At 64.7% G+C, this 21,094-nt stretch carries 19 protein-coding genes; 18 read left to right on the top strand and 1 reads right to left on the bottom strand.

Features of this window, described 5'->3' with window-relative positions; translation table 11 throughout:
- The first annotated feature begins 459 nt into the window (after nucleotides 1–459).
- The 12 genes from ACW9H9_RS26205 to ACW9H9_RS26150 all read left to right on the top strand — a co-directional run bounded on the left by ACW9H9_RS26205 (nucleotide 460) and on the right by ACW9H9_RS26150 (nucleotide 12,590).
- On the top strand, nucleotides 460–1,692 hold the full coding sequence (locus tag ACW9H9_RS26205; protein WP_457346205.1) for a hypothetical protein: 1,233 nt from the start codon (nucleotides 460–462) through the stop codon (nucleotides 1,690–1,692).
- A 248-nt stretch (nucleotides 1,693–1,940) separates the two neighbouring features.
- Nucleotides 1,941–2,249: a type II toxin-antitoxin system RelE/ParE family toxin gene (locus ACW9H9_RS26200; protein WP_457346203.1), complete on the top strand. Its 309-nt coding sequence runs from the start codon at nucleotides 1,941–1,943 to the stop codon at nucleotides 2,247–2,249.
- Entirely contained in the window at nucleotides 2,246–2,536 is a 291-nt protein-coding gene (locus ACW9H9_RS26195) for an addiction module antidote protein (RefSeq protein WP_457346202.1), read from the top strand. Before ACW9H9_RS26200 ends, ACW9H9_RS26195 begins: the two co-directional genes overlap by 4 nt.
- 97 nt (nucleotides 2,537–2,633) lie before the next feature.
- Complete coding sequence (locus tag ACW9H9_RS26190) at nucleotides 2,634–3,029, top strand: DUF2946 domain-containing protein (RefSeq protein ID WP_457346201.1); 396 nt, start codon at nucleotides 2,634–2,636, stop codon at nucleotides 3,027–3,029.
- Nucleotides 3,030–3,075: 46 nt separating this feature from the next.
- Complete coding sequence (locus tag ACW9H9_RS26185; RefSeq protein ID WP_457346199.1) at nucleotides 3,076–3,552, top strand: copper chaperone PCu(A)C; 477 nt, start codon at nucleotides 3,076–3,078, stop codon at nucleotides 3,550–3,552.
- Nucleotides 3,553–3,562: 10 nt separating this feature from the next.
- Nucleotides 3,563–3,958: a DUF2946 domain-containing protein gene (locus ACW9H9_RS26180; RefSeq protein ID WP_457346197.1), complete on the top strand. Its 396-nt coding sequence runs from the start codon at nucleotides 3,563–3,565 to the stop codon at nucleotides 3,956–3,958.
- Between the two features lie 93 nt (nucleotides 3,959–4,051).
- Complete coding sequence (locus tag ACW9H9_RS26175) at nucleotides 4,052–6,106, top strand: TonB-dependent copper receptor (RefSeq protein WP_457346196.1); 2,055 nt, start codon at nucleotides 4,052–4,054, stop codon at nucleotides 6,104–6,106.
- Between the two features lie 49 nt (nucleotides 6,107–6,155).
- A complete protein-coding gene (locus ACW9H9_RS26170; protein WP_457346195.1) occupies nucleotides 6,156–7,538 on the top strand; it encodes a PepSY-associated TM helix domain-containing protein in 1,383 nt (460 codons plus the stop codon).
- A gap of 151 nt (nucleotides 7,539–7,689) precedes the next feature.
- Complete coding sequence (locus tag ACW9H9_RS26165; protein WP_457346194.1) at nucleotides 7,690–9,804, top strand: TonB-dependent receptor; 2,115 nt, start codon at nucleotides 7,690–7,692, stop codon at nucleotides 9,802–9,804.
- A gap of 52 nt (nucleotides 9,805–9,856) precedes the next feature.
- Nucleotides 9,857–10,645, top strand: a complete 789-nt coding sequence (locus ACW9H9_RS26160; RefSeq protein WP_457346193.1) for an ABC transporter ATP-binding protein — start codon at nucleotides 9,857–9,859, stop codon at nucleotides 10,643–10,645.
- The gene (locus ACW9H9_RS26155; protein ID WP_457346192.1) at nucleotides 10,642–11,583 is read left to right on the top strand and encodes an ABC transporter substrate-binding protein; all 942 of its coding nucleotides are present in this window, start codon (nucleotides 10,642–10,644) and stop codon (nucleotides 11,581–11,583) included. The genes ACW9H9_RS26160 and ACW9H9_RS26155 overlap by 4 nt, the downstream gene beginning before the upstream one ends.
- Entirely contained in the window at nucleotides 11,580–12,590 is a 1,011-nt protein-coding gene (locus tag ACW9H9_RS26150) for a FecCD family ABC transporter permease (protein WP_457346191.1), read from the top strand. The genes ACW9H9_RS26155 and ACW9H9_RS26150 overlap by 4 nt, the downstream gene beginning before the upstream one ends.
- Here ACW9H9_RS26150 and ACW9H9_RS26145 read toward each other — a convergent pair whose 3' ends face one another.
- Entirely contained in the window at nucleotides 12,591–16,976 is a 4,386-nt protein-coding gene (locus ACW9H9_RS26145) for a DUF4329 domain-containing protein (RefSeq protein ID WP_457346189.1), read from the bottom strand. It abuts the gene before it with no gap.
- Between the two features lie 275 nt (nucleotides 16,977–17,251).
- On the opposite strand from ACW9H9_RS26145, the gene ACW9H9_RS26140 reads away from it, so the two are divergent.
- The 6 genes from ACW9H9_RS26140 to ureC form a co-directional block, all read left to right on the top strand.
- Nucleotides 17,252–18,091 carry an urease accessory protein UreD gene (locus tag ACW9H9_RS26140; protein WP_457346188.1) on the top strand — a complete coding sequence of 280 codons (840 nt, stop codon included), beginning with the start codon at nucleotides 17,252–17,254 and terminating at the stop codon, nucleotides 18,089–18,091.
- A gap of 54 nt (nucleotides 18,092–18,145) precedes the next feature.
- A complete protein-coding gene (gene ureA / locus ACW9H9_RS26135) occupies nucleotides 18,146–18,448 on the top strand; it encodes an urease subunit gamma (RefSeq protein WP_457346187.1) in 303 nt (100 codons plus the stop codon).
- Between the two features lie 9 nt (nucleotides 18,449–18,457).
- Nucleotides 18,458–18,979 (top strand): N-acetyltransferase family protein, encoded by a 522-nt coding sequence (locus ACW9H9_RS26130; RefSeq protein ID WP_457346185.1) that lies wholly within the window; start codon nucleotides 18,458–18,460, stop codon nucleotides 18,977–18,979.
- Nucleotides 18,980–18,984: 5 nt separating this feature from the next.
- Nucleotides 18,985–19,518: a GNAT family N-acetyltransferase gene (locus ACW9H9_RS26125; RefSeq protein WP_457346184.1), complete on the top strand. Its 534-nt coding sequence runs from the start codon at nucleotides 18,985–18,987 to the stop codon at nucleotides 19,516–19,518.
- Nucleotides 19,515–19,820 carry an urease subunit beta gene (locus ACW9H9_RS26120; RefSeq protein ID WP_457346183.1) on the top strand — a complete coding sequence of 102 codons (306 nt, stop codon included), beginning with the start codon at nucleotides 19,515–19,517 and terminating at the stop codon, nucleotides 19,818–19,820. The genes ACW9H9_RS26125 and ACW9H9_RS26120 overlap by 4 nt, the downstream gene beginning before the upstream one ends.
- 72 nt (nucleotides 19,821–19,892) lie before the next feature.
- Nucleotides 19,893–21,094, top strand: a 1,202-nt coding sequence (ureC, locus tag ACW9H9_RS26115; RefSeq protein WP_457346182.1) for an urease subunit alpha, incomplete at its 3' end; no start/stop codon positions are given.

Raw genomic sequence — 21,094 nt, 5'->3', positions numbered from 1 at the left:
CAAACTCAGCGGCCAAGGCCATGATGAGTTACACCACTTCCAGGGACACGATCAGATGATTTAAAGAAAGACCGCCTCAGTAATGTGGCACGGTTGTCTCTGAGTTATCCAAGCGATGTCAGTGCATCTCTCAATACATTTGAGCATTACGCAAATTTATACGTGTCGGGACTCGGCGCGCCTTTCGACCCCCAATTTGGAAGCGACGTATCGGTATCTGACACGGCAATGAAAAGTGCCCTTAGTCAAGCCAAAAAGGATATCGCCAACCTCCCCCGGGACAGTGCTATCGAGGCCGCTGTAACCGCGGGAAAGGACATCGTAACGGGGAAGCACTGGTGGCAGCGTTTCGTCCACAACCTGAAAATTAAAAACCCTGTCGCTCTCACTATTAACGCGGCAGTCAAGGCTTCTGTCGAAACGGTGCCTGCCGTTCGCGACATTGAATGGGTGGCGGACTTGTTCAAAACAGGTGTAGAGACCCGTCTGGAAGCCACCTGGGCTCGCCTTGAAGACATCATCGAGAACTTTGGCGCGAACAGCCCCCTGCCCATCACCCGAATCTCAATCTCCCTATTCGGCTACGACTACGGCGCCACACTGGCCCGCGCCTTCGCGCACAAGCTGTTCGATGAATGCGACCCCGGCACCACCACCTATAAAAAGGCCCACCTTGAAGTGGCATTCGTCGGCCTGTTCGACGCCGTGGACCGAAGCATGCAAGCGTCGGTGGTGCGTGACGTGCTGTTGCCGCTGACCAACAGCGTCGATGACGGCGAAGGCCTGCCCGGCCCTGTCAAGGCGGCGCTGCATCTGGTGGCGGCGCACGAATGCCGCGGCGCACGGCGCTCCCGGTTGATTGGCACCGGCCCCCTGACGCCCAAATGGGAAGAACGCCTGGTGCCGGGCACCAGTGAGGACGTGGGCGGCGGTTTGAAACGGGGCGACGGCCCGGGCAGCCGCGAGTTGCACCTGGCCAGCCTGCACGAGATGTACCGTGCGGCCTTCAGGGCTGGCGTGCCTTTTCCTGCGTTGGATACGCTCGAGGAGCAAGATCAGTTCATCGCACGTTTCTTCGTCCTGAAAGACCACATCAACGGCGTCGGCGCTATAGACGCCAGCCAGCGCTACATGCGCCAGACGGGTCATCCACACCTCAGCGCCAACGCGTTCCTGGCCCATCGACGCGTGTACATCCAGCGCCTGCGAATACTCTGGGAAATGTACAGCCAGCAATGCCGGGCGTATGACAACGAGGCGCAGCGCCTGGCACGACCGGCCCTGGGTGACCAAGGCGTGTTGACGCGGATGCTCGGCCTGGGCAGCGAAACCCAGGCCCAAGCAGCCAGGCGCGACACGGCGTTCGACCAGGCCCGCACACGCAAAGCCCAGCTGCGCGCCGAGCTGGGCTGGCTGGAACAGGTCGACCGCGAAGCCCGGCGCCTGAGCGCAGGCTTTGCTACCGCGCCGCAACAAGCACTGCTCGATGAGTGGTTTGCACCCACGCCCAAGCCCTTGAGCGGTGATATCGAAGACCTGTTGGAACTGTTTCTCAGCGATCACCTGATGATCAGCCAGATGCCGACTTCGCCCACAGCCATCAAATATTTCCTGGTACGGGAATTTGACCAGCCCGATCGCACTAAAACCCGGGGGCTGGCGCCGGACTATGTGGAGCAGATGAGAAGCTGACCCGTAAAATTCTTACCAACCAAACTCGCTGGAAACCCAATTAATACTCCCTCCCTTGAACCGCGGGTGATCAGCCCGCCCCATAAGCCGACGTATCCCACAAGACCCTGCGACCCAACCGGCTGACTCCGCAAAAAACCGCTGTCATAACCGCTCCTTCACCGGCTGCTTTAGCACACCGTTCGGAATGCCCTGACTCTCAGTACGTCGTGCCTTGCCATTCTGTATCCCAAGGAATACGATTTGAGATGATCCAATTTAAAATGTCGTCCAGCTTCCAAAAGTGGCTGGACTCGTTAGGAGGCAAGCCTGTTAAAGCCCGTGTTCTGGCCCGGTTGCGGGCTGCACAGTCAGGGAATTTCGGGGACTGCGAATCGGTAGGCAATGGCATCTCGGAAATGCGCATCCACCACGGCCCTGGATACCGGATCTACTTCACCCGCAGGAACAAAGTGGTTTACCTCCTGTTGATCGGTGGAGACAAATCAACGCAAAAACGTGACATCAAGCAGGCCAGACAACTCGCAGAACATCTCGCGAACGAGGAGCAACCATGACTGTATCTTTCAGCGACTTCGACGTCGCAGAACACCTCAAAACGCCCGAAGACATGGCTCAATACCTAGAAGCCTGTTTTGAAGAAGATGCAGGCGATGGCGTGCTGATCCGCACGGCCCTGAACGACATCGCCCGTGCCCAAGGCATGACTCAAGTTGCCCGTCATGCAGGTCTTGGCCGCGAGAGCCTGTACAAAGCACTTTCAAGCACAGGCAATCCGGAATTCGCGACTATCATGAAGGTCATGAAAGCGCTGGGGTTCAAGCTGCACGCCAGCGCGGCCTGACAGCGCTGCGACACCAAACCACACCACGCCTTTTTACTTATCCCCCCCGATCAGGCTAAATACCCGCCTGATCGCATAACCCTACGGATTGTCCGCCATGGCCCGTCAACGCTTCGCAATTGCCTGGATCGCCTGCCTAGCAGTGCTGTTCAATGCCTTTGCCATGCCGATGGCCGGGGTGATGCAGCCTTCCAGCAAGGCCATTGATCAGTTGATCTGGGGCAGTTTCTGTTCGGCTAATGCCAACAAGCTGACGGCCGTGGCCTTGGGCAAGCTCGACATTCCGGCGCCGCAGCCCGATGACCATTCCAGCATGCAGCACTGTTGGTGCTGTTCGGGCTCGCCGTCGATGGTGGCGTTGCCGGGGCATGTGCCCCAGTTGTATGTCACCCATTTCGAGGCCGCGCAGCCTGGGCCGCCGCCCTCGCTGCAACCCCCGACGCCCCGCCAGCAATGGCCCAGCCTCAACCCCCGCGCCTCTCCAACGGCCTGACGCCTTCGCACGTGAACTGCGTTTAGAACCGTTCTGGAGAACCGTCATGCTTAAATCTTCTGTGCTTCTGGCTGCGTTGCTGTTGCCGGTGTTGGGGGCTGCCAATGCCGAAGACTTCAAGGTCGGCGACCTGTCGGTCAGCGATCCCTGGTCCCAGGAATTGCCGCCGAATGCGCCCACCGTGGCCGCGTATTTCGTGATCCACAACACGGGCGACAGCCCCGACCGCCTGCTCAGTGTGCAAACGCCCGTCGCCGCGCAGGCCGAGCTGCACGCGCATGTGATGCAGGGCGACCTGATGAAGATGCAGCCAGTGCCTGGCGTCGACGTCCCGGCCAAGGGCGAGTTGAGTTTCGCGCCCATGGCCTATCACGTGATGCTGCTGGGCCTTAAAGACCGCAGCCTGCTGCGCGACGGCCAGCACTTCCCCTTGACCCTGAATTTTGAAAAAGCGGGCCCGGTGGACGTGCAAGTGAGCGTACAAAAACAGCCACCCGGCCCGGGGCACTCGCACGCCCAGTAGTCGCCTTTAAATGAGCGCCTCCCGCGCCAGGCCACTCCCGCCGCGCCGCGTCACCCACGGCAGCTGGATCAGCCTGTTTGCCATGCTGATGATTTTTATCGGTCCGCTGATTTCCCAAGCGATGCCGATGGATCATCACGCCGGTATGACCATGGACGGGGCCATGGAAATGGCCATGGACGCGCCGGACGAACACCAGCACCCCGCCGAACACCACGTTATCTGGGAAAAGTGCGGCTACTGCAGCCTGCTCTTCAGTTGCCCGGCCCTGCCCGGCAGCGTCGCCTTCATCACCTTGGGCGCGCCACCGCCCGCGAACGCCCTCACCCCCGCCACGCGCCTGGGCCATGCCCGGCAAGCCATCTTTCCCGGTGCCCGCAGCCGCGCCCCGCCCCTCGTCACGTAAGCCCCTCACACCGTTACTTCACCCCGGCCGACTTTAAACAGACAGCCGCAGGCTGCTGGCCGTGTTGTTTACGAATGATTGATGGAATTTTTCATGTCCAGGCTTTCTGCTGACACCCGTTTGGGATGTACCCCTGTGCTCGCCGTGCTGTGCGGCGCACTGATCACACCGTTGGCGCATGCCGATGAAATCAGCCCCACCGTGATCACCGCCGTGGCGCCCAGCTCGCCGCTCACCGTCATCACCGACCCCAAGGACCCGCGCCAACCGGTGCCCGCCAGTGACGGCGGCGACTACCTCAAGACCATCCCCGGCTTTGCCTTGATCCGCAACGGCGGCACCAACGGCGACCCGGTGCTGCGCGGCATGTTCGGCTCGCGCCTGAACATCCTCACCAACGGCGGCATGATGCTTGGCGCCTGCCCCGCGCGAATGGACGCGCCCACCTCCTACATCTCGCCTGAAACCTACGACAAGCTCACCGTGATCAAAGGCCCGCAAACCGTGCTGTGGGGCCCCGGCGCTTCGGCAGGCACGGTCCTGTTCGACCGCGAGCCCGAGCACTTCGGCGCGTTGGGCACACGGGTCAACGCCAGCGTGCTGGCCGGTTCCAACGGCCGCTTCGACAAGACCGTCGATGCAGCCGCCGGCGGCCCGCTGGGCTATGTGCGGGTGATTGGCAACCAGGCCCACGCCGATGACTACAAGGACGGCAACAACGACACCGTCGCCTCGCGCTACGACAAATGGAACGGCGACGTGGCCGTGGGCTGGACCCCGGACGCCGACACCCTGCTGGAGCTCACCGGCGGGCGTGGCAACGGCCAGGCGCGTTACGCCGGACGCGGCATGGACGGTGCGCAGTTTTTGCGCGAAAGCCTGGGGCTGCGGTTCGAAAAGTCCAATATCGGCCAGGTGCTGGACAAGGTCGAAGCGCAGGTCTACTACAACTACGCCGACCACGTGATGGACAACTACACCCTGCGCGTCCCTTCCGGCACCGGGATGATGGCCGGGCCGATGGCGGCCGATGTCGACCGGCGCACCCTGGGTGCACGCCTCAAGGCCACCTGGCGCTGGGCCGACGTGCAGTTGATTGGCGGCCTCGATGCGCAGACCAATGAACACCGCCAGCGCAGCGCCATGGGCATCGATGCCTACAAGGACCTGCCGCGGGTCAAAGACGCCAACTTCCACAACTACGGCGTGTTTGGCGAATTGACCTGGTACGCCGCCGCCCGCGACCGCCTGATCACCGGGGCCCGCCTGGACCGCGCCTCGGCCAAGGACTTTCGGCAAACCAGCGGCTCGGGCATGGCGAGCCGCCCCAACCCGACCGCCGACGACACCCGCGCCACCACGCTGCCGTCGGGTTTCGTGCGCTATGAGCACGACTTGGCCAACAGCCCCACCACCCTCTATGCGGGCCTGGGCCATGCCGAGCGGTTCCCCGACTACTGGGAGCTGTTCTCGCCCGACACCGGGGCGGTTGGTGCAGTAAATGCGTTCGACGGCGTGAAACCGGAAAAAACCACCCAGCTGGACGTCGGCCTGCAGTACAAGTCTGCCGACATGGAAGCCTGGGTATCGGGCTACGTGGGCCAGGTGCGCGATTTCATCCTGTTCGACTACACGCCCGGGATGATGGGCACCACCTCCCAGGCCCGCAACGTCAACGCCCGCATCCTGGGCGGTGAGACAGGCATCGCCTACGCGCTCAGCGAGCACTGGAAAGCCGACGCCACCCTGGCCTACGCGTGGGGCAAGAACACCCAGGACGGCAAGCCGCTGCCGCAGATCCCGCCGCTGGATACCCGCCTGGGCCTCACCTACCGCACCGACGACTGGAGCGCCGGGGCGCTGTGGCGGGTGGTCGCCGCCCAAGACCGCATCGCCCCCAACAAAGGCAACGTGGTCGGGATGGACTTCGACAAGAGCAGTGGTTTTGGCGTGTTCTCGCTCAACGGCGCGTACCGCGTCAACAAACACTTCAAGGTCAGCACCGGCGTCGACAACCTCTTCAACAAGGCCTACGCCGAGCACTTGAACCTGGCGGGCAACGCCGGGTTCGGCTACCCGGCGGATGACCCGCAAGCCCTCAAGGAACCGGGGCGCACCTTCTGGACCAAGGTGGACATGAGCTTCTGAAGCCCCCTGACACTCGACAAAAATTCCACACCTTGCGGAGCCCTTTGCAATGACCCAACCCAAGCTGTCCTTTTACAACCTGGCCTGGCGCTGGCACTTCTATGCCGGCCTTTTCGTCGCCCCGTTCATGGTGCTGCTGGCCCTGACCGGCATCCTCTACCTGTTCAAGCCCCAGCTTGATCCCCTGATGTACGCCCACCTGCTCAAGGTGCCAGGCGGTGAACATACGCTGAGCGCCGACGACCTGCTGCAACGCGCCCAAGTGGCGTACCCCCAGGGCACGATTGGCAAATACCTGCCACCGATCGATGCCACCCGCAGCGCGCAATTTGTGATGCACGAGGGCGGCCGTGAACTGAGCGTGTTTGTCGATCCCTATCGCGGCACCGTGCTGGGCACCCAGGATGCGAAAAACAACCTGCAAGCCATCGCCCGCGCGTTGCACGGCGAGCTGCTGATCGGCACGGTGGGCGACCGCCTGGTCGAGCTCGCCGCCGGGTGGGGCGTGATGCTGGTGATTTCGGGCCTGTACCTGTGGTGGCCACGGGGCAAGTCGTTTGCCGGGGTGCTGTGGCCACGCCTGGGCACCGGCGGGCGGCTGTTCTGGCGTGACCTGCACGTGGTTGCAGGCTTCTGGGGCGCGGGGTTCCTGCTGGTGATGCTGCTCAGCGGCATGACCTGGACCGGCTTTTGGGGCAAGCAGTACGCCGACCTGTGGAACACCTTCCCGGCGGCCATGTGGAACAACGTGCCGCAGTCGGACCAACAGGCCCGCACCCTCAACACCGCCACCCAGCAGACCGTGCCGTGGGCCATGGAAAACACGCCCATGCCAGTGTCTGGCGACCACGCCGAACACATGCAACACGGCGGCATGAGCCACGGGCCCGCGGCCCCCACCGTGCGCCTGCAACAACTGGTGGAACTGGCCGATGCCCGCCACATCGAGCCGGGCTACAGCATCACCTTTCCCACCACCGCCGAAGGCGTGTTCACCCTCGCGGTGTTCGCCGACGACCCGCGCAACGACGCCACGCTGCATGTGGACCAGTACACCGGCAAGGTCCTGGCCGACGTGGGCTGGCAGCACTACAACGCGGTGGCCCGCGCCACCGAAGTGGGCGTGATGCTGCACGAAGGCAAGATGTTCGGGTGGGTGAACCAGCTCATCGTGCTGCTGATTTGCCTGATGATCCTGCTCAGCGCGGTCAGCGGCGTGGTGATCTGGTGGAAGCGCCGGCCCCAGGGCGGGCTGGGCGTTCCGCCCCTGCGCCACGACCTGCCCAAGTGGAAAACCGCCCTGGTGATCATGGCCGCCCTGGCGATCATTTTCCCGCTGGTGGGCGCCTCGCTGGTCGTCGTGTGGGCGCTGGACCGGCTGGTGCTGTCGCGCCTGTTCGGGCAACGTGAGCTTTCCTCACGTTCGTCATGAAACAGCCGAGATGCCCCGTATAGACGGGCTCTGTAGCATTGGGCGAGCATTTGCCCATCACGCAATAAGTGTTAACTTATAACACTTATTGCGTTATCGTGACTCGCCGCGTCCTGCGGTGAGTCCCCCTTAAGAAGCGATCCTCCGTCCGATGAACAAGTACCTTGCGTCCGGCCTCTGCCTGCTCGCCTTGCACACCAGTGCCCATGCCGACACCGGCCTGATCCTGCCAGCCAGCCCTATCACGGCGCCGGACGTTGACGTCGAACACATCGACCTCAAGACCCCGACCACCGCAGGTTCGAGGTTGAACCTCAGCGCCCTGCAAACCCCGGGCAGCGTGGAAAGCCAGACCGGCGCACAGATCCGCGAGCGCGGCGACGCTACCGTACAGGACGCCATCTCCCGCGCCACCGGCATCAGCCGCACCGGCACGCCGGGCGACGGCGGCACCTCGCTCTCGGCGCGCGGCTTCACCGGCCAGAGTGCGGTGTTGCAGTTGTACGACGGCGAACGCATGTTCGACGGCGCCGGCACCTCCACCTTCCCGGTCGACACCTGGGCCGTGGAGCGTGTGGACGTACTGCGCGGTCCGGCCTCGGTGCTATACGGCCAGGGCGCCACGGGGGCGGTGATCAACACCCTGGCGAAAAAGCCGTTCACCGGCGACATCGAAAACCACGTGCGCCTGGGCTACGGCTCCTACGACCGCCAGCAAGAGGCCCTGGACAGCGGCGGCTCGCTGACCGACACCCTGAGCTACCGCCTGAACCTCAACCGCCTGCGCAGCAACGGTTTCATCGACCGGGGCGATTCCTCGAGCGACTTCGTCAGCGGCGCCCTGCGCTGGGAGCCCGCCGACAACCTGAGCGTCACCCTGGCCTACGACTACGGCGACCAGACCCCGCAAAACGACTACGGCACGCCGTTGATAGACGGCCACCTGCACAAGGGCCTGCGTGAAAAAAACTACAACGTCAGAGACGACATCCAGCACTACAACGACCAATGGACCCGCCTGACCACCGAGTGGCAGATCAACGACAACGTCAGCGCCACCAACCAGCTGTCCTACCTTAAAAACCAGCGCCGCTGGGAGAACGCCGAAAGCTACAACTTCGTCGACGGCGGCCTGGTGCGCCAGAGCTACCTGGGCATCAAACACAACCAGGAACAGGTCGGCGACCGCCAGACCTTTACCTTCAAGCACACCCTGTTCGGCCTCGACAGCCAGACCGTGGTCGGTGCCGAGTACAACCGCATCCGCTTCCACCTGGTCAGCAACGCGCCGTTCGATGACCTGCTCGAAGACGGCCAGCCGGTGGACATCCACCACCCGGTCCCGCAGCCGTTTGAAAGTGCCGACCCGTTTATCCCGCAATACGTCAGCACCACCAAGCAGCTGGCAGGCTTTGCCGAAAACCGCCTGCAACTGACCGACCAACTGACCCTGGTCACCGGCCTGCGCCGCGACTACCTGCACATCGACCGTGAGTCCCTGATCAACGGCAGCGATGCCGACAAGACCCTGACCGGCAACAACTGGAGAGCAGGCCTTGTCTACGCGATCACCCCGGACACCTCGGTATACGGCCAATACGCCACCAGCACCGATGGCGTCGGCAGCCTGATCACCTTGAGCCCCAGCCAACAGAACTTTGGCTTGTCCACCACCAAGCAGACCGAGGTCGGGGTCAAGCAGGCGTTCTGGGACTCGCGCGGCGAATGGACCCTGGCGGCCTATCACATCGTCAAGAAAAAGCTGCTGGTGAGCATCGCCGAGACCGACCTCAAAGAGCAGGTGGGCCAGCAATCCTCCAACGGCCTGGAAGCCAGCCTCGACCTGCAACTGCCCGACGCCTGGCAACTGCAAGCCAATGCCGCGATTGTGCGGGCCCAGTACGATGACTTCTCCGAAGTGGTCGACGGCCAGCAGGTGTCGCGCAACGGCAACCGCCCCACCGACGTTCCACGGCGCACCGCCAACCTGTGGCTGAACAAGGCCGTGACCGACGACATCCGCGCCGGCGCCGGTGTGCGCTACGTGGACGCGCGCTACGCCAACACCGCCAACACCAGCCAAGTGCCGAGCTACACCGTGGTCGACGCCACCGTCTCGTGGAAGGCCCTGCGCAACACGACATTGGGGCTGCAATTGAATAACCTGTTCAACCGCACCTACGCGGTCAGCCAATACAATGACGGCCAGCAATGGATCCTGGGTGAACCCCGCTCGTTCTTCGTGACGGCGGACTACACCTTCTAAATCGCCACGACACGCCGCTGATGTGGGCGCCGTGTCGGACCTGAGAGTAACGATGACTTCACTCAACCTCGCCCACCTCGCCTGGCGTCCCGTCGCTCACGGCCACTGCCATCACCAGTTCCAACTGCGTGACGCCAGCCTGCAGGTGGGCGCCGGTGAGTTCGTCGGCCTGATCGGCCCCAACGGCAGTGGCAAGACCAGCCTGCTGCGCTGCGCCTACCGGTTCAGCAAGCCGCACCAGGGCGACGTGTCCTTCGACCATCAGAACGTGTGGCAACAGTCCTCGCGCTGGTGCGCCCAGCGCATCGCCGTGGTGCTCCAGGAATTTCCCGATGCGTTCGGCCTGCGGGTGGACGAAGTGGTCGCCATGGGCCGCACGCCCCACAAGCGCCTGTTCGACAGCGACACCCTCAACGACCACCGACTGATCCAGCAAGCCCTCGACGCCGTGGGCCTGCAAGGGTTTGAAGACCACGCCTTCGCCACGCTCTCGGGCGGTGAAAAACAACGCGTGATCCTCGCCCGTGCCCTGGCCCAGCAACCGCAACTGCTGATCCTCGACGAGCCCACCAACCACCTCGACCCGCGCTACCAGCTGCAATTGCTGCAACTGGTCAAGCGCCTGAAGATCGGCACCCTCGCCAGCATCCACGACCTGAACCTGGCCGCCGCGTTCTGCGACCGCCTGTACGTGATCAACCACGGGCGCATTGTCGCCAGCGGCACGCCGCATGACGTATTGACCGCCGACCTGCTGCGCGACGTGTTTGGCGTCGATGCACTGATCGACACCCACCCCTTGTCCGGCTACCCCCGAATCACCTGGATAACCCAATCATGATCCTGCGCTCCCTCGTGTCCCTCGCCCTGCTGCTCGGTGCTTCTCACGCCGTTGCCGACGCCACGCATTACCCGCTGACCATCCAGAGCTGCAACCGCCAAGTGACCTTCAAGGAAGCGCCCAAGCACGCGGTCAGCCACGACATCAACATGACCCAGATGATGCTCGCCCTGGGCCTCAAGCCGCGCATGGCGGGCTACAGCGGCGTCACCGGCTGGAAGTCGGTCACGCCCGACATGGCAAAAATCCTCGACGGCCTGCCCGAACTCGCGAGCAAATACCCGTCGGTGGAAACCCTGCTCAATGCCAACGTCGACTTCTTCTTCGCCGGGTGGGACTACGGCATGCGCGTGGGCGGCGACCTCACGCCGCAAACCCTGCAACCCTTGGGCATCAACGTCTACGAGTTGACCGAGTCGTGCGCCTTTGTGATGAAGCGCCCGGCCGCCACGCTCGAAGACACCTACAACGACCTGCGCAACCTGGGCAAGATCTTTGACGTGCAAGACCGCGCCGAAAGCCTGATCGCCCAGATGAAAGCGCAAGTCGCCGCCGTGCAAAAACCGGCGCAAAAGCCTCGCGTGTTCCTCTACGACAGCGGCGAAGACCGCGCCATGACCTCTGGCCGCCTGGGCATGCCACAGGCGCTGATCGACGCCGCTGGCGGGCGCAACATCCTGGACGACGTGGACGCCAGCTGGACCCGCATCAACTGGGAAACCGTGGTAGAGCGCAACCCGCAAGTGATCGTGATCGTGGACTACAGCGAGATCACCGCCGAGCAAAAAGAGCAGTTCCTGCTCAAGAACCCGGCACTGCAATCGGTGGACGCCATCAAGCACCAGCGCTTTATCGTGATCCCCTATGTGCAGGCCACGCCGGGCATCGACAACGTGCTGGCGGTAGAAACCCTGGCCAAAGGGTTCCACGGCCAATGATCAGCCGTCGCTACGCCCTGTTGCTCGCGGCCCTCGGGGCGGTGTTGCTGGTGTCCTGCGTGGTGTCGCTGGGCTTTGGCCCGGCGCGGGTGCCGGTGGACGTGGTGTGGCGAATCCTGTTGCACAAGGCCTTTGGCCTGGGCGCGGTGGACTGGGCGCCCGGCCAGGAACACATCGTGTGGCTGATCCGCGTGCCGCGCATGCTGCTGGGCGCGTTGGTGGGCGCGGGTCTTGCGTTGATCGGCGCGGTGTTGCAGGCGGTCACGCGCAACCCGCTGGCCGACCCGCACCTGCTGGGCGTCACCTCGGGCGCCACCCTGGGCGCGGTGATCGTGGTGCTGCACGTGGGCGAGATCATTGGCCTGGTGACCTTGCCCATCGCCGCGTTTATCGGCGCCTTGCTGAGCATGGTCGTGGTGCTGGCGGTGGCCAGCCGCAATGGCCGGCTGGAGAGTGATCGCTTGCTGCTGTGCGGCGTGGCGGTGTCGTTTGTGATGATGGCGGTGGCCAACCTGCTGCTGTTCATGGGCGACCACCGCGCCGCCTCGGCGGTGATGTTCTGGATGCTCGGCGGCCTGGGGCTGGCGCGCTGGGAACTGCTGGTGATTCCCGCCGCTGCCGTGCTGCTGGGGCTGATAGTGCTGCTGGGCATGGCCCGCTCGCTCAACGCCTTGATGGCCGGTGAGCAGACCGCCGTGACCCTGGGCCTCAACGCCCGCAATGTGCGGCTGAACGTGTTTTTGGTCGCGTCGCTGATGACCGGCGTGCTGGTGTCGGTCAGCGGCTCCATCGGCTTTGTGGGGCTGATGGTGCCGCACATTGCGCGGCGCCTGGTGGGCGCCGAGCACCGTCGGTTGCTGCCGGTGTGCGTGCTGCTCGGCAGCCTGTTCCTGGTGTGGGTGGACGTGGCCGCACGCACGCTGATCGCCCCCGAAGACCTGCCCATCGGCGTGGCCACGGCGGCCATCGGCGGGCTGTTTTTCATTGCCTTGATGCGCAAACGCTGATTACAGCTCGTCTTTTGCCGGGGTCTGCGGCGACGGGCTGATGGACGCGGCCAGGTGCTCGCCCAGCCGCCCCGCCACCGTCCAGAAATCCCCGGTGCGGATCACGCGCAACTCCCCGATCCGCGCCAGCTGCGAGATGAACCACGACGGCAGCGGCGCGAACCCGGTGTAGCCGCCCTCGGCCGACCACTTGCCGGTGACCGCCAGCAGGTTGTATTCCTCGTCACTGAACCGCGGCAGGTAGCCCAGCAACGCGCCATCGCGCACCGACAGGTACACGCTGTGCAGGTCAGGCCGCTGGCGGCGCAGCTCATGCAGGTAAAACCCCAGCTCCGGCCATGCCACGAAAAAGCGCCGGAAGTCGTTTTGCGTAGGGTTTGAAGGCTGATCGAGCCCGGCATGAAACAGCAGGTGCGCCGCGCACAGGCGGTAGCCCGTCGGCCAGGGCAGGTTGCCAAACAGGCGGCGCGTCACGCTGGACGGAAAGCCTTCGTCGACCATGGGCAATACCGTCAGGTAGCGGTTGCTGGTGGGGTTTTCCAGCAGCGCGCCTGCGTACTGGCGCCCGTCGAATCGCCCCGCCCGCGCATGGGCAAACGCCACCGCATCCTCCGGGTGGCCGTGCACTGGCGCCAGCAACACGGACGGCTCATCCGCGCCCCGCGAGCGGCCCGGCTGCCACTGCGCATCCACCCGGCCCGCCCCCGGCCAGTGCTCGCTGGGCAGCAGGATATGCAGCTCACCGGCCGCCGCCATGCGCCGAATGTAATCCGTGGGGCTGAGCAAGCGCGTGCGCAATTTGAGCTCATCGGCATAGGTGACAAACCGTGGGTCGCGTACCACGAATTTGAGCAACGCGCCGTCCGCGCAAGACACATATAACGGCCGCGCCGCATGCAGTTGGGTGGCGTGGGTCTGGTGCAGCAGTTCGATCAAGTGGGTGGGCGCGCACAGCCCGCGAAAGATCGCGTCGCCCGTTTGCGCGCGGCCAGTGGGGTGAAAGTCGGCGCGCTCCGGCAGGCGCAAGTACAACGCACTCAAGGTGTGGCGATACGGGTAACCGGCGTCGCTGAAAACCCGGCGATGGGCAAAGGACGACCCGCCCTCGGCTACCGGCAACGTGGCCACGAACTGGCCGCCCTGCGCGGCAACCAGCACATGGCCGAAGGTCACGTGCACACGTGCGCCCGGCCATTCGTGCACATGGCGGGCGGCGTCGTCGGCGCGCGTGAACAGCGGGCTGCACGCCGGGTCATGCCGGGCCCGCACATACCGCCCGGGCTCAACTGCCGGGGCGCTCGCCGGCACCCAGCCAGACACCCTGCCCTGCGCGCCCCACAACGCGCTGCCCACCACCACGCGCAGGTCATAGGCGGCCGCCACCTGGTTGACGTATTCGACCGGGGTCAATTCGCCACGGCGCAAGCGCCGCTCCAGCGCACCGCTCACCCAGTCGTGGCGGTTGCCCGGGCGCAGCACCAGGTCGGCGCGGCTGAGCGGCGGGTACTTCAAGTGCGGCGCGGCCAACAGGCGCAGCAAGGAGCCGTCCGGCCCCAGCAGGTAGTGGTGCAAGGGCGTCTGATCGGCCGACACGGCATGCGCCAGCGCACGGGTGGAAAACATGCCGTTGTACACCTGCGCCTGGAGCGGTGCGCGCAGAAATGGCCACTGCTGCAACGGCCGCGAATGGTAGTAGGCCACCACCGAGGTGCGCACCGGGTAAAGCCCGCGTATCACGAGGGCATCGGGAAACAGGCGCTGCAGGTCAAACACCTCATCGCTCATGCGCACCGGCGTTGTGGCCACATAGCCCTCGTCGTCGCGCCGCAGAATGACGCCGCCGTACACCTGCGTGGCGTCGCCCCGGACCCGCTCGCGCACCGAGCGCGCGGCGTCGTCCATCGACAGAAAAACCGGCCCCAGCTCGCGCCGCTGCACGTGCTCATACGCATTCCACAGGCCCGATACCTCACCGGGCCGGTCCCAGCAGTCACTGGGCACGATCACCCGCAAATGGCCCGACACGGCCAGTAGCCGCACGAACTGCACAGGCTCCAGGGTGCCGCTGTCGAGCTTGGCCTGCACCACGTCCGCCGCGTCCCCGCTGCTTTGGGCTTCAAACATCGCGGCCGTGGACGGCGACTGGTAACACAGCAACGCGCCCTCCGGTGGCGCCATGTACAGGGGCGCGCCGAGCGGCGCCTGCGAGGCATTGATGCGCGCCTGGGCCAGGGCCAGGTCAAGGTGCTCGGGCCGGACAAAAAACCGTTCGAGCCCGGTGTTCAAACCAAAGCCCGGCCACTGGCGCGAGTAATACAGGGCGTGGCAGTGAAAACCGTCGGGCAGGCTGTCGCCATACAGCGCCGACAGGACCAGCAACGGCGAGCCCCGGGTGAATGGAATCAGCTCGCTGGCGACGTAGTCGTCGGCGCTGTCGTGCTTGAGGACAAAACCAAAAAAATGCACCAGGTAGCGCTCCCCGAAACTCTGCGGTACACGCCGGTGCAGGTCACGGGCGGCGGCGTCGGCGCTGGCGAACACCGCGCCGTGGGTGACTGGCTCGGGCCGCTGGTATTGCAAGATGCGCTCATAGGGTTTCCAGTCAGGCTCGACCCCGCCCACCGGCCCCCACAACGGGCTGGCGACCACCACACGCAAGGTGCCGTGCCGGGCCAGTTCACTCACACTGCCGGGCGGCGGCAGGACGCGGTCGCGCGTCTGCCAGGCGATCAGGCTGTCGACTGCGCCAGAGAGGTAGCCGACACGGCCAGACGCCTGCACGTCGGCCACGTCCAGGTTGCTGAACAGCTGGGCATTGGCTTCGCTTTCCTGCGCCAGTGCCACGCGCGAGCCGTAGCGCCCGTGCAGGCGCAGGCCGGCGTGCAGGATGATGGGCTCGCCCTGGCGGTCTTTCGGGTAACCGGCGGCAAAGGCAAAGGGCCGGGCGTCACAGGGCAGCGGTTCGGTAATGTGGAAGCGACCGTTTTCGGTTTCCAGCACCAGGCCGCCAAAGGTCTGGTCGCGCCGCTCGCCAAGGCGCTGGTGGGCGTATTGCGCCGCATCGTCGGCACGCAAAAAGGCGCGGCTCAAGGCGGGCAGCGCCACGTTGGCGTAGGGCTGCCAGTGCTCGTCAACCCCGCCGGGGCGGTCCCACAGGGCGCTGGTTTTTTCCACGCTCAGCTCACCCGCCTTGGCCACCTGACGCACAAAATCACGGGTCAGCAGGCGCCCGGCCAACAGGCTGGCCTGGGTGCCGTTGTCCTGGACCTGCCCCCCTTCGCCCCGCGTGAAAAGCCTGGACTCCTCGGCCGAGCCCGAAAACCGGTAACGCAATAACGCCTCGTCGCGCAGGCGCACGTACAACGAGGCGCCCAGCGTGGAATGCGGGCCCTGGCTGTACTGGCGAAAGTGCGCAATCCGCTCTGCCAGCTCCAGCGGGCTGATGAAGTTTTTGTACAGCCATGCTTCCAGCGCCGGGTACAGGCCGGGCAAGGGCCGCGAGTGCAGGTAGATACCGTGCAGGTGAAAGCCTGCGGGCAGCGGCTTGTCGGGGTCGCCCGCCAGCAGCGGCTCGCTGGCGACGAATTGGGGGCGGGTGTCGTGCTGCAACAGCAACACGTGCTGGCGTTGCGAGGGCCTGCGCTGAATGCGTGACCAGGCGTGGTCGAGCGCCCGTTGCCGGTCGCTGAACACCGGACCGCACGCCAACGGCAACCGAGGCGCGCTGAAGGGCTGGTAGGGTTGCCAGTCCGTCGGCACCTTTCCCACCGAGCCACCCCAGGCAGGGCTGGACTGCAAAAAGCTCAGTTGGCCCACCGCCGCCAGTTTTTTGTAGAACCCTTCAAGGCTGCCATCGTGGCTGTGGGGCGAATCCCACGTGCCCTGGGTGGCCATCCAGCGCACAAAACCGGCCTCGGCGGGCGAACCGCTGGGTTGGTATTTGAGCAGCGCGCCGTCGGGGCCGGACAAATACGCCGCACTGAAACGTGCACGCTCGGTGTAGTTGAGGTCGATGTCGGGCTCGGAGAAAAAGCTCACGAATGTCCTGGCCTGCTGCGGTGTCCACTTAGGGTTATTGTTCCGGGTCGATGCCTGGGCATCGGGGTGGGAGTGCAGGCTGGCGACAATCCGGTAGCCCGGCGGGTCGATAAAGTCGCCCGCCGGTCCCGCGCGGTCGAGCAATAGGGTCCAGTCAAACGAGGTGGCGTTACCGGCCACCGGCTCGCTGGCCACAAACAGGCGGTCGGACGACCGTTGCAGGATCACGCTGCCAAACTCCACCTGACGCCGGGCGCCGATGCGCTCGTGCGCATAACGCGCGGCGTCGTCACTCTGGATGAACGCGGGGCTGCTGCTGAGGGTCTGGGCGCTGATTTTTTCGGCCATGAAGGCACCTTGAAAAGGGGAATGTAAGGCCCTTCATCCTGAACAGCTGCCCACGGCCCGGGAGCTACATAACTAATGCACCACCGTGCAGCAGGCGCGGCGCCTTGCGCCAAAGCGGTGCGCCTACCCACCGGCCAAATCGCGCACGCGCCCTGCGCGCCGTGGCGGGCACGGCCCTTGCAACCGCAAGCCGATAAGATGAAATCTGCCTAGCGAGGATGTGCGCCCGGTCCGTTACGCACTAATCTGTAGCGTCCAACCGATCAGCCCTGACCATGAATTTGCCTGCCCCTACCGCCCTGTTCACCCCCAGCTGGCACGCCGAGCTGGAATTGGGCTACGCCCGTTTTGGCGACACCACCCGCCCGGTCATGCGCCGCCACCAAGGCCCGCTGCGGGTGCAAAAGCACCTGTACGCCGAAGGCCCAGCGGTGTGCCAGCACATCATCGTGCACCCGCCCGGTGGCATTGCCGGCGGCGACCGCCTGAACATCAGCGCCCACGTGGCCGAAGGCGCCTGGGCCCAATTGACCAGCCCGGGCGCGGCCAAGTGGTATCGCGCCAACAGCCCGGCGTATCAACACTTGGAGCTGACCGTGCAGCCCGGCGCCACCCTGGAGTGGCTGCCCCAGGAAACCATCGTGTACAGCGCCGCCCAGGCCGAACTCACCACGCGCATCGCGCTGTACGGCGATGCCCGGCTGTTCTACTGGGACACCGTGGCCCTCGGCCGCCCGGCCAGTGACGAGCGGTTTGACCTGGGGCATTTTCAATCGCACCTGGACATCCGCCGCGACGGCCAGTTGATCTGGCACGAACGCCAGCGCATTGTGGGCGCCGACGGTTTGCTCGACTCGCCCATCGGGCTGGGCGGGCACCCGGTGTTCGCCACCTTGTTGCTCACCGGCGACATCGACAGCGCATTGCTGGAGCGGTGCCGCACGTTGCCCCATGCGGTGCGCGGCGACCTGACGCAACTGCCCGGCCTGCTGGTGGCGCGCTGCCTGGCCAGTGAAGCCTTGCAGGCCCGCGCCTGGTTAATTGAGCTATGGCGTTTACTGCGCCCGGCGGTGCTGGGACGAGACGCCGTGCCGCCTCGAATCTGGAACACCTGAGGCCGCTGAGGCTTCGGTGTTTTTTTGAATGCTTTTTATAACGGACGCCACACCATGGACCTGACCCCACGGGAAAAAGACAAACTGCTGATCTTCACCGCCGGCCTCGTGGCCGAGCGCCGCCTGGCGCGTGGGGTGAAGCTCAATTACCCGGAAACCATCGCCTACATTTCGGCCGCCCTGCTGGAAGGCGCCCGCGATGGCCGCACCGTGGCCGAGCTGATGCACTTTGGCACCACCCTGCTCACCCGCGAGCAGGTGATGGAAGGCATCCCGGAAATGATCCCGGACATCCAGGTCGAGGCGACCTTTCCCGACGGCACCAAACTGGTCACCGTCCACCAGCCCATCGCCTGAGGCGCCGCCATGTCGATCTCCCTTCGTGATGCGGTGCACGCCGACCTGCCGGCGATCCGCGACATCTACAACGACGCGGTGCAAAACACCACGGCGATCTGGAACGAGCAACCGGTGGACCTGGGCAACCGCCAGGCCTGGTTCAGCGCCCGGCAGGCGCAGGCGTATCCGATTCTGGTGGCGGTGGAGCACGACCAGGTGATCGGCTATGCCTCGTTTGGCGACTGGCGCCCGTTCGAGGGCTTTCGCTACAGCGTCGAACACTCGGTGTACATCCGCAGCGACCAACGCGGCAAAGGCCTGGGCCCGCGCCTGATGCACGCCCTGATCGAGCGGGCGCGCACCGGTGGCAAACACGTGATGGTCGCCGCGATCGAAAGCGGCAACAGCGCCTCGATCCGCCTGCACGAACGCCTGGGTTTCATCACCACCGGGCAGATGCCCCAAGTGGGCATCAAGTTCGACCGCTGGCTGGACCTGACCTTTATGCAACTGACGTTGAACCCGGGCGCCGAACCGCCCCAGGAGTGACACCGATGAGCACCGCCCAACTGCGCCGCGTGAATGCCGAAAGCTTTGCCCATTACCGCCAGGGCCTGATCGCGTTGCTGCTGGACGCCGTCAGTCACGGCGCGTCGGTGGGGTTCATGGCCGATCTGGACGAGGCCCAGGCCCGCCGTTACTTCAGCGACGTCCAGGCCCATGTCGAAGACGCGAGCCTGTTGCTGTGGGTGGTGGTGCGTGATGAGCAGGTGCTGGCCAGCGTGCAATTGGCGCTGTGCCAGAAACCCAACGGCCAGAACCGCGCCGAGGTGCAAAAGCTGCTGGTGCACAGCCACACACGCCGCCATGGCCTGGGCCAACAATTGATGAGCGCCCTGGAACTCGCCGCCCGCCAGCACAAGCGCGGGCTGTTGTACCTGGACACCGAGGCAGGCTCAGCCGCCGAGGCGTTCTACCAGGCGCTGCACTACACCAAGGTCGGCGAACTGCCCGACTACTGCCAAAGCCCGGACGGGCGCTACCGCCCGACCGCTATCTACTTCAAGACCCTGGGGCAACCTGCATGATTCCTGGTGAATATCGGATTCAACCTGGCGACATCGAACTCAACGTGGGCCGCCGCACGCTCAGCGTGAGCGTGGCCAACAGCGGCGACCGGCCGATTCAGGTCGGTTCCCACTACCACTTTTTCGAAACCAACGAAGCGCTCACCTTTGACCGCGCCGCCAGCCGCGGCATGCGCCTGAACATTCCCGCAGGCACGGCGGTGCGCTTCGAGCCCGGGCAAAGCCGGGAAGTGGAACTGGTGGAACTGAGCGGCGCGCGGCGGGTGTTTGGCTTTGCCGGGAAGATCATGGGCGACCTGTAAGGGCCCCCTCACCGGCACCTCCACTCCCACGCGCTCGCGCGTTTGAACTCAACAGCATTTCAGGGCAAGCATATGAAAATCAGCCGCCAGGCCTATACCGACATGTACGGCCCCACCGTAGGGGACAAGGTGCGTCTCGCCGACACCGACCTGTGGATCGAAGTGGAGCACGACTTCACGATTTACGGCGAAGAAGTGAAATTCGGCGGCGGCAAGGTGATCCGCGACGGCCAGGGGCAGAGCCAGTTGCTCGCCCATGAAGTGGTCGACACCTTGATCACCAACGCGCTGATCATCGACCACTGGGGCATCGTCAAGGCCGACGTGGGCCTCAAGAACGGCCGCATCAGTGCCATCGGCAAGGCCGGTAACCCGGACATTCAGCCGGGCGTGACCATCAATGTGGGCGCCAGCACCGAGGTGATCGCCGGCGAAGGCATGATCCTCACCGCGGGCGGCATCGACACCCACGTGCACTACATCTGCCCGCAGCAGATCGAAGAGGCGCTGACCAGCGGCGTCACCACCATGATCGGCGGCGGCACCGGCCCGGCCACCGGCACCAACGCCACCACCTGCACCTCGGGGCCGTGGCACCTGGCGCGCATGCTGCAAGCCAGCGATTCGCTGCCGATGAACCTGGGCTTTACCGGCAAGGGCAACGCCAGCCTGCCAGAACCGCTGATCGAACAAGTGAAGGCCGGCGCCATCGGCCTCAAGTTGCATGAAGACTGGGGCACCACGCCTGCCAGCATCGACAACTGCCTGAGCGTGGCCGACCAGTACGACGTGCAGGTGGCGATCCACAGCGACACGTTGAACGAGTCGGGGTTTGTCGAAGCCACCCTGGGCGCCCTCAAGGGCCGCACCATCCACACCTACCACACCGAAGGCGCCGGGGGCGGCCACGCCCCCGACATCATCAAGGCCTGCGGTTTTCCCAACGTGCTGCCCAGCTCCACCAACCCCACGCGCCCGTTCACCCGCAACACCATCGACGAGCACCTGGACATGTTGATGGTCTGCCACCACCTGGACCCCAGCATCGCCGAAGACGTGGCCTTTGCCGAAAGCCGCATCCGCCGCGAAACCATCGCCGCCGAAGACATCCTGCACGACCTGGGCGCGTTCTCGATGATCAGCTCCGACAGCCAGGCCATGGGCCGCGTGGGCGAGGTGATCACGCGCACCTGGCAGACGGCCGACAAGATGAAAAAACAGGTTCTTCACGGATTACCGGGAAAGTCATTCTTGATCTTCATGAAAAAGAATTC

This window comes from Pseudomonas sp. SDO5215_S409 (genome assembly GCF_054071325.1).
This window is presented reverse-complemented; position numbering and strand designations above follow the sequence as displayed.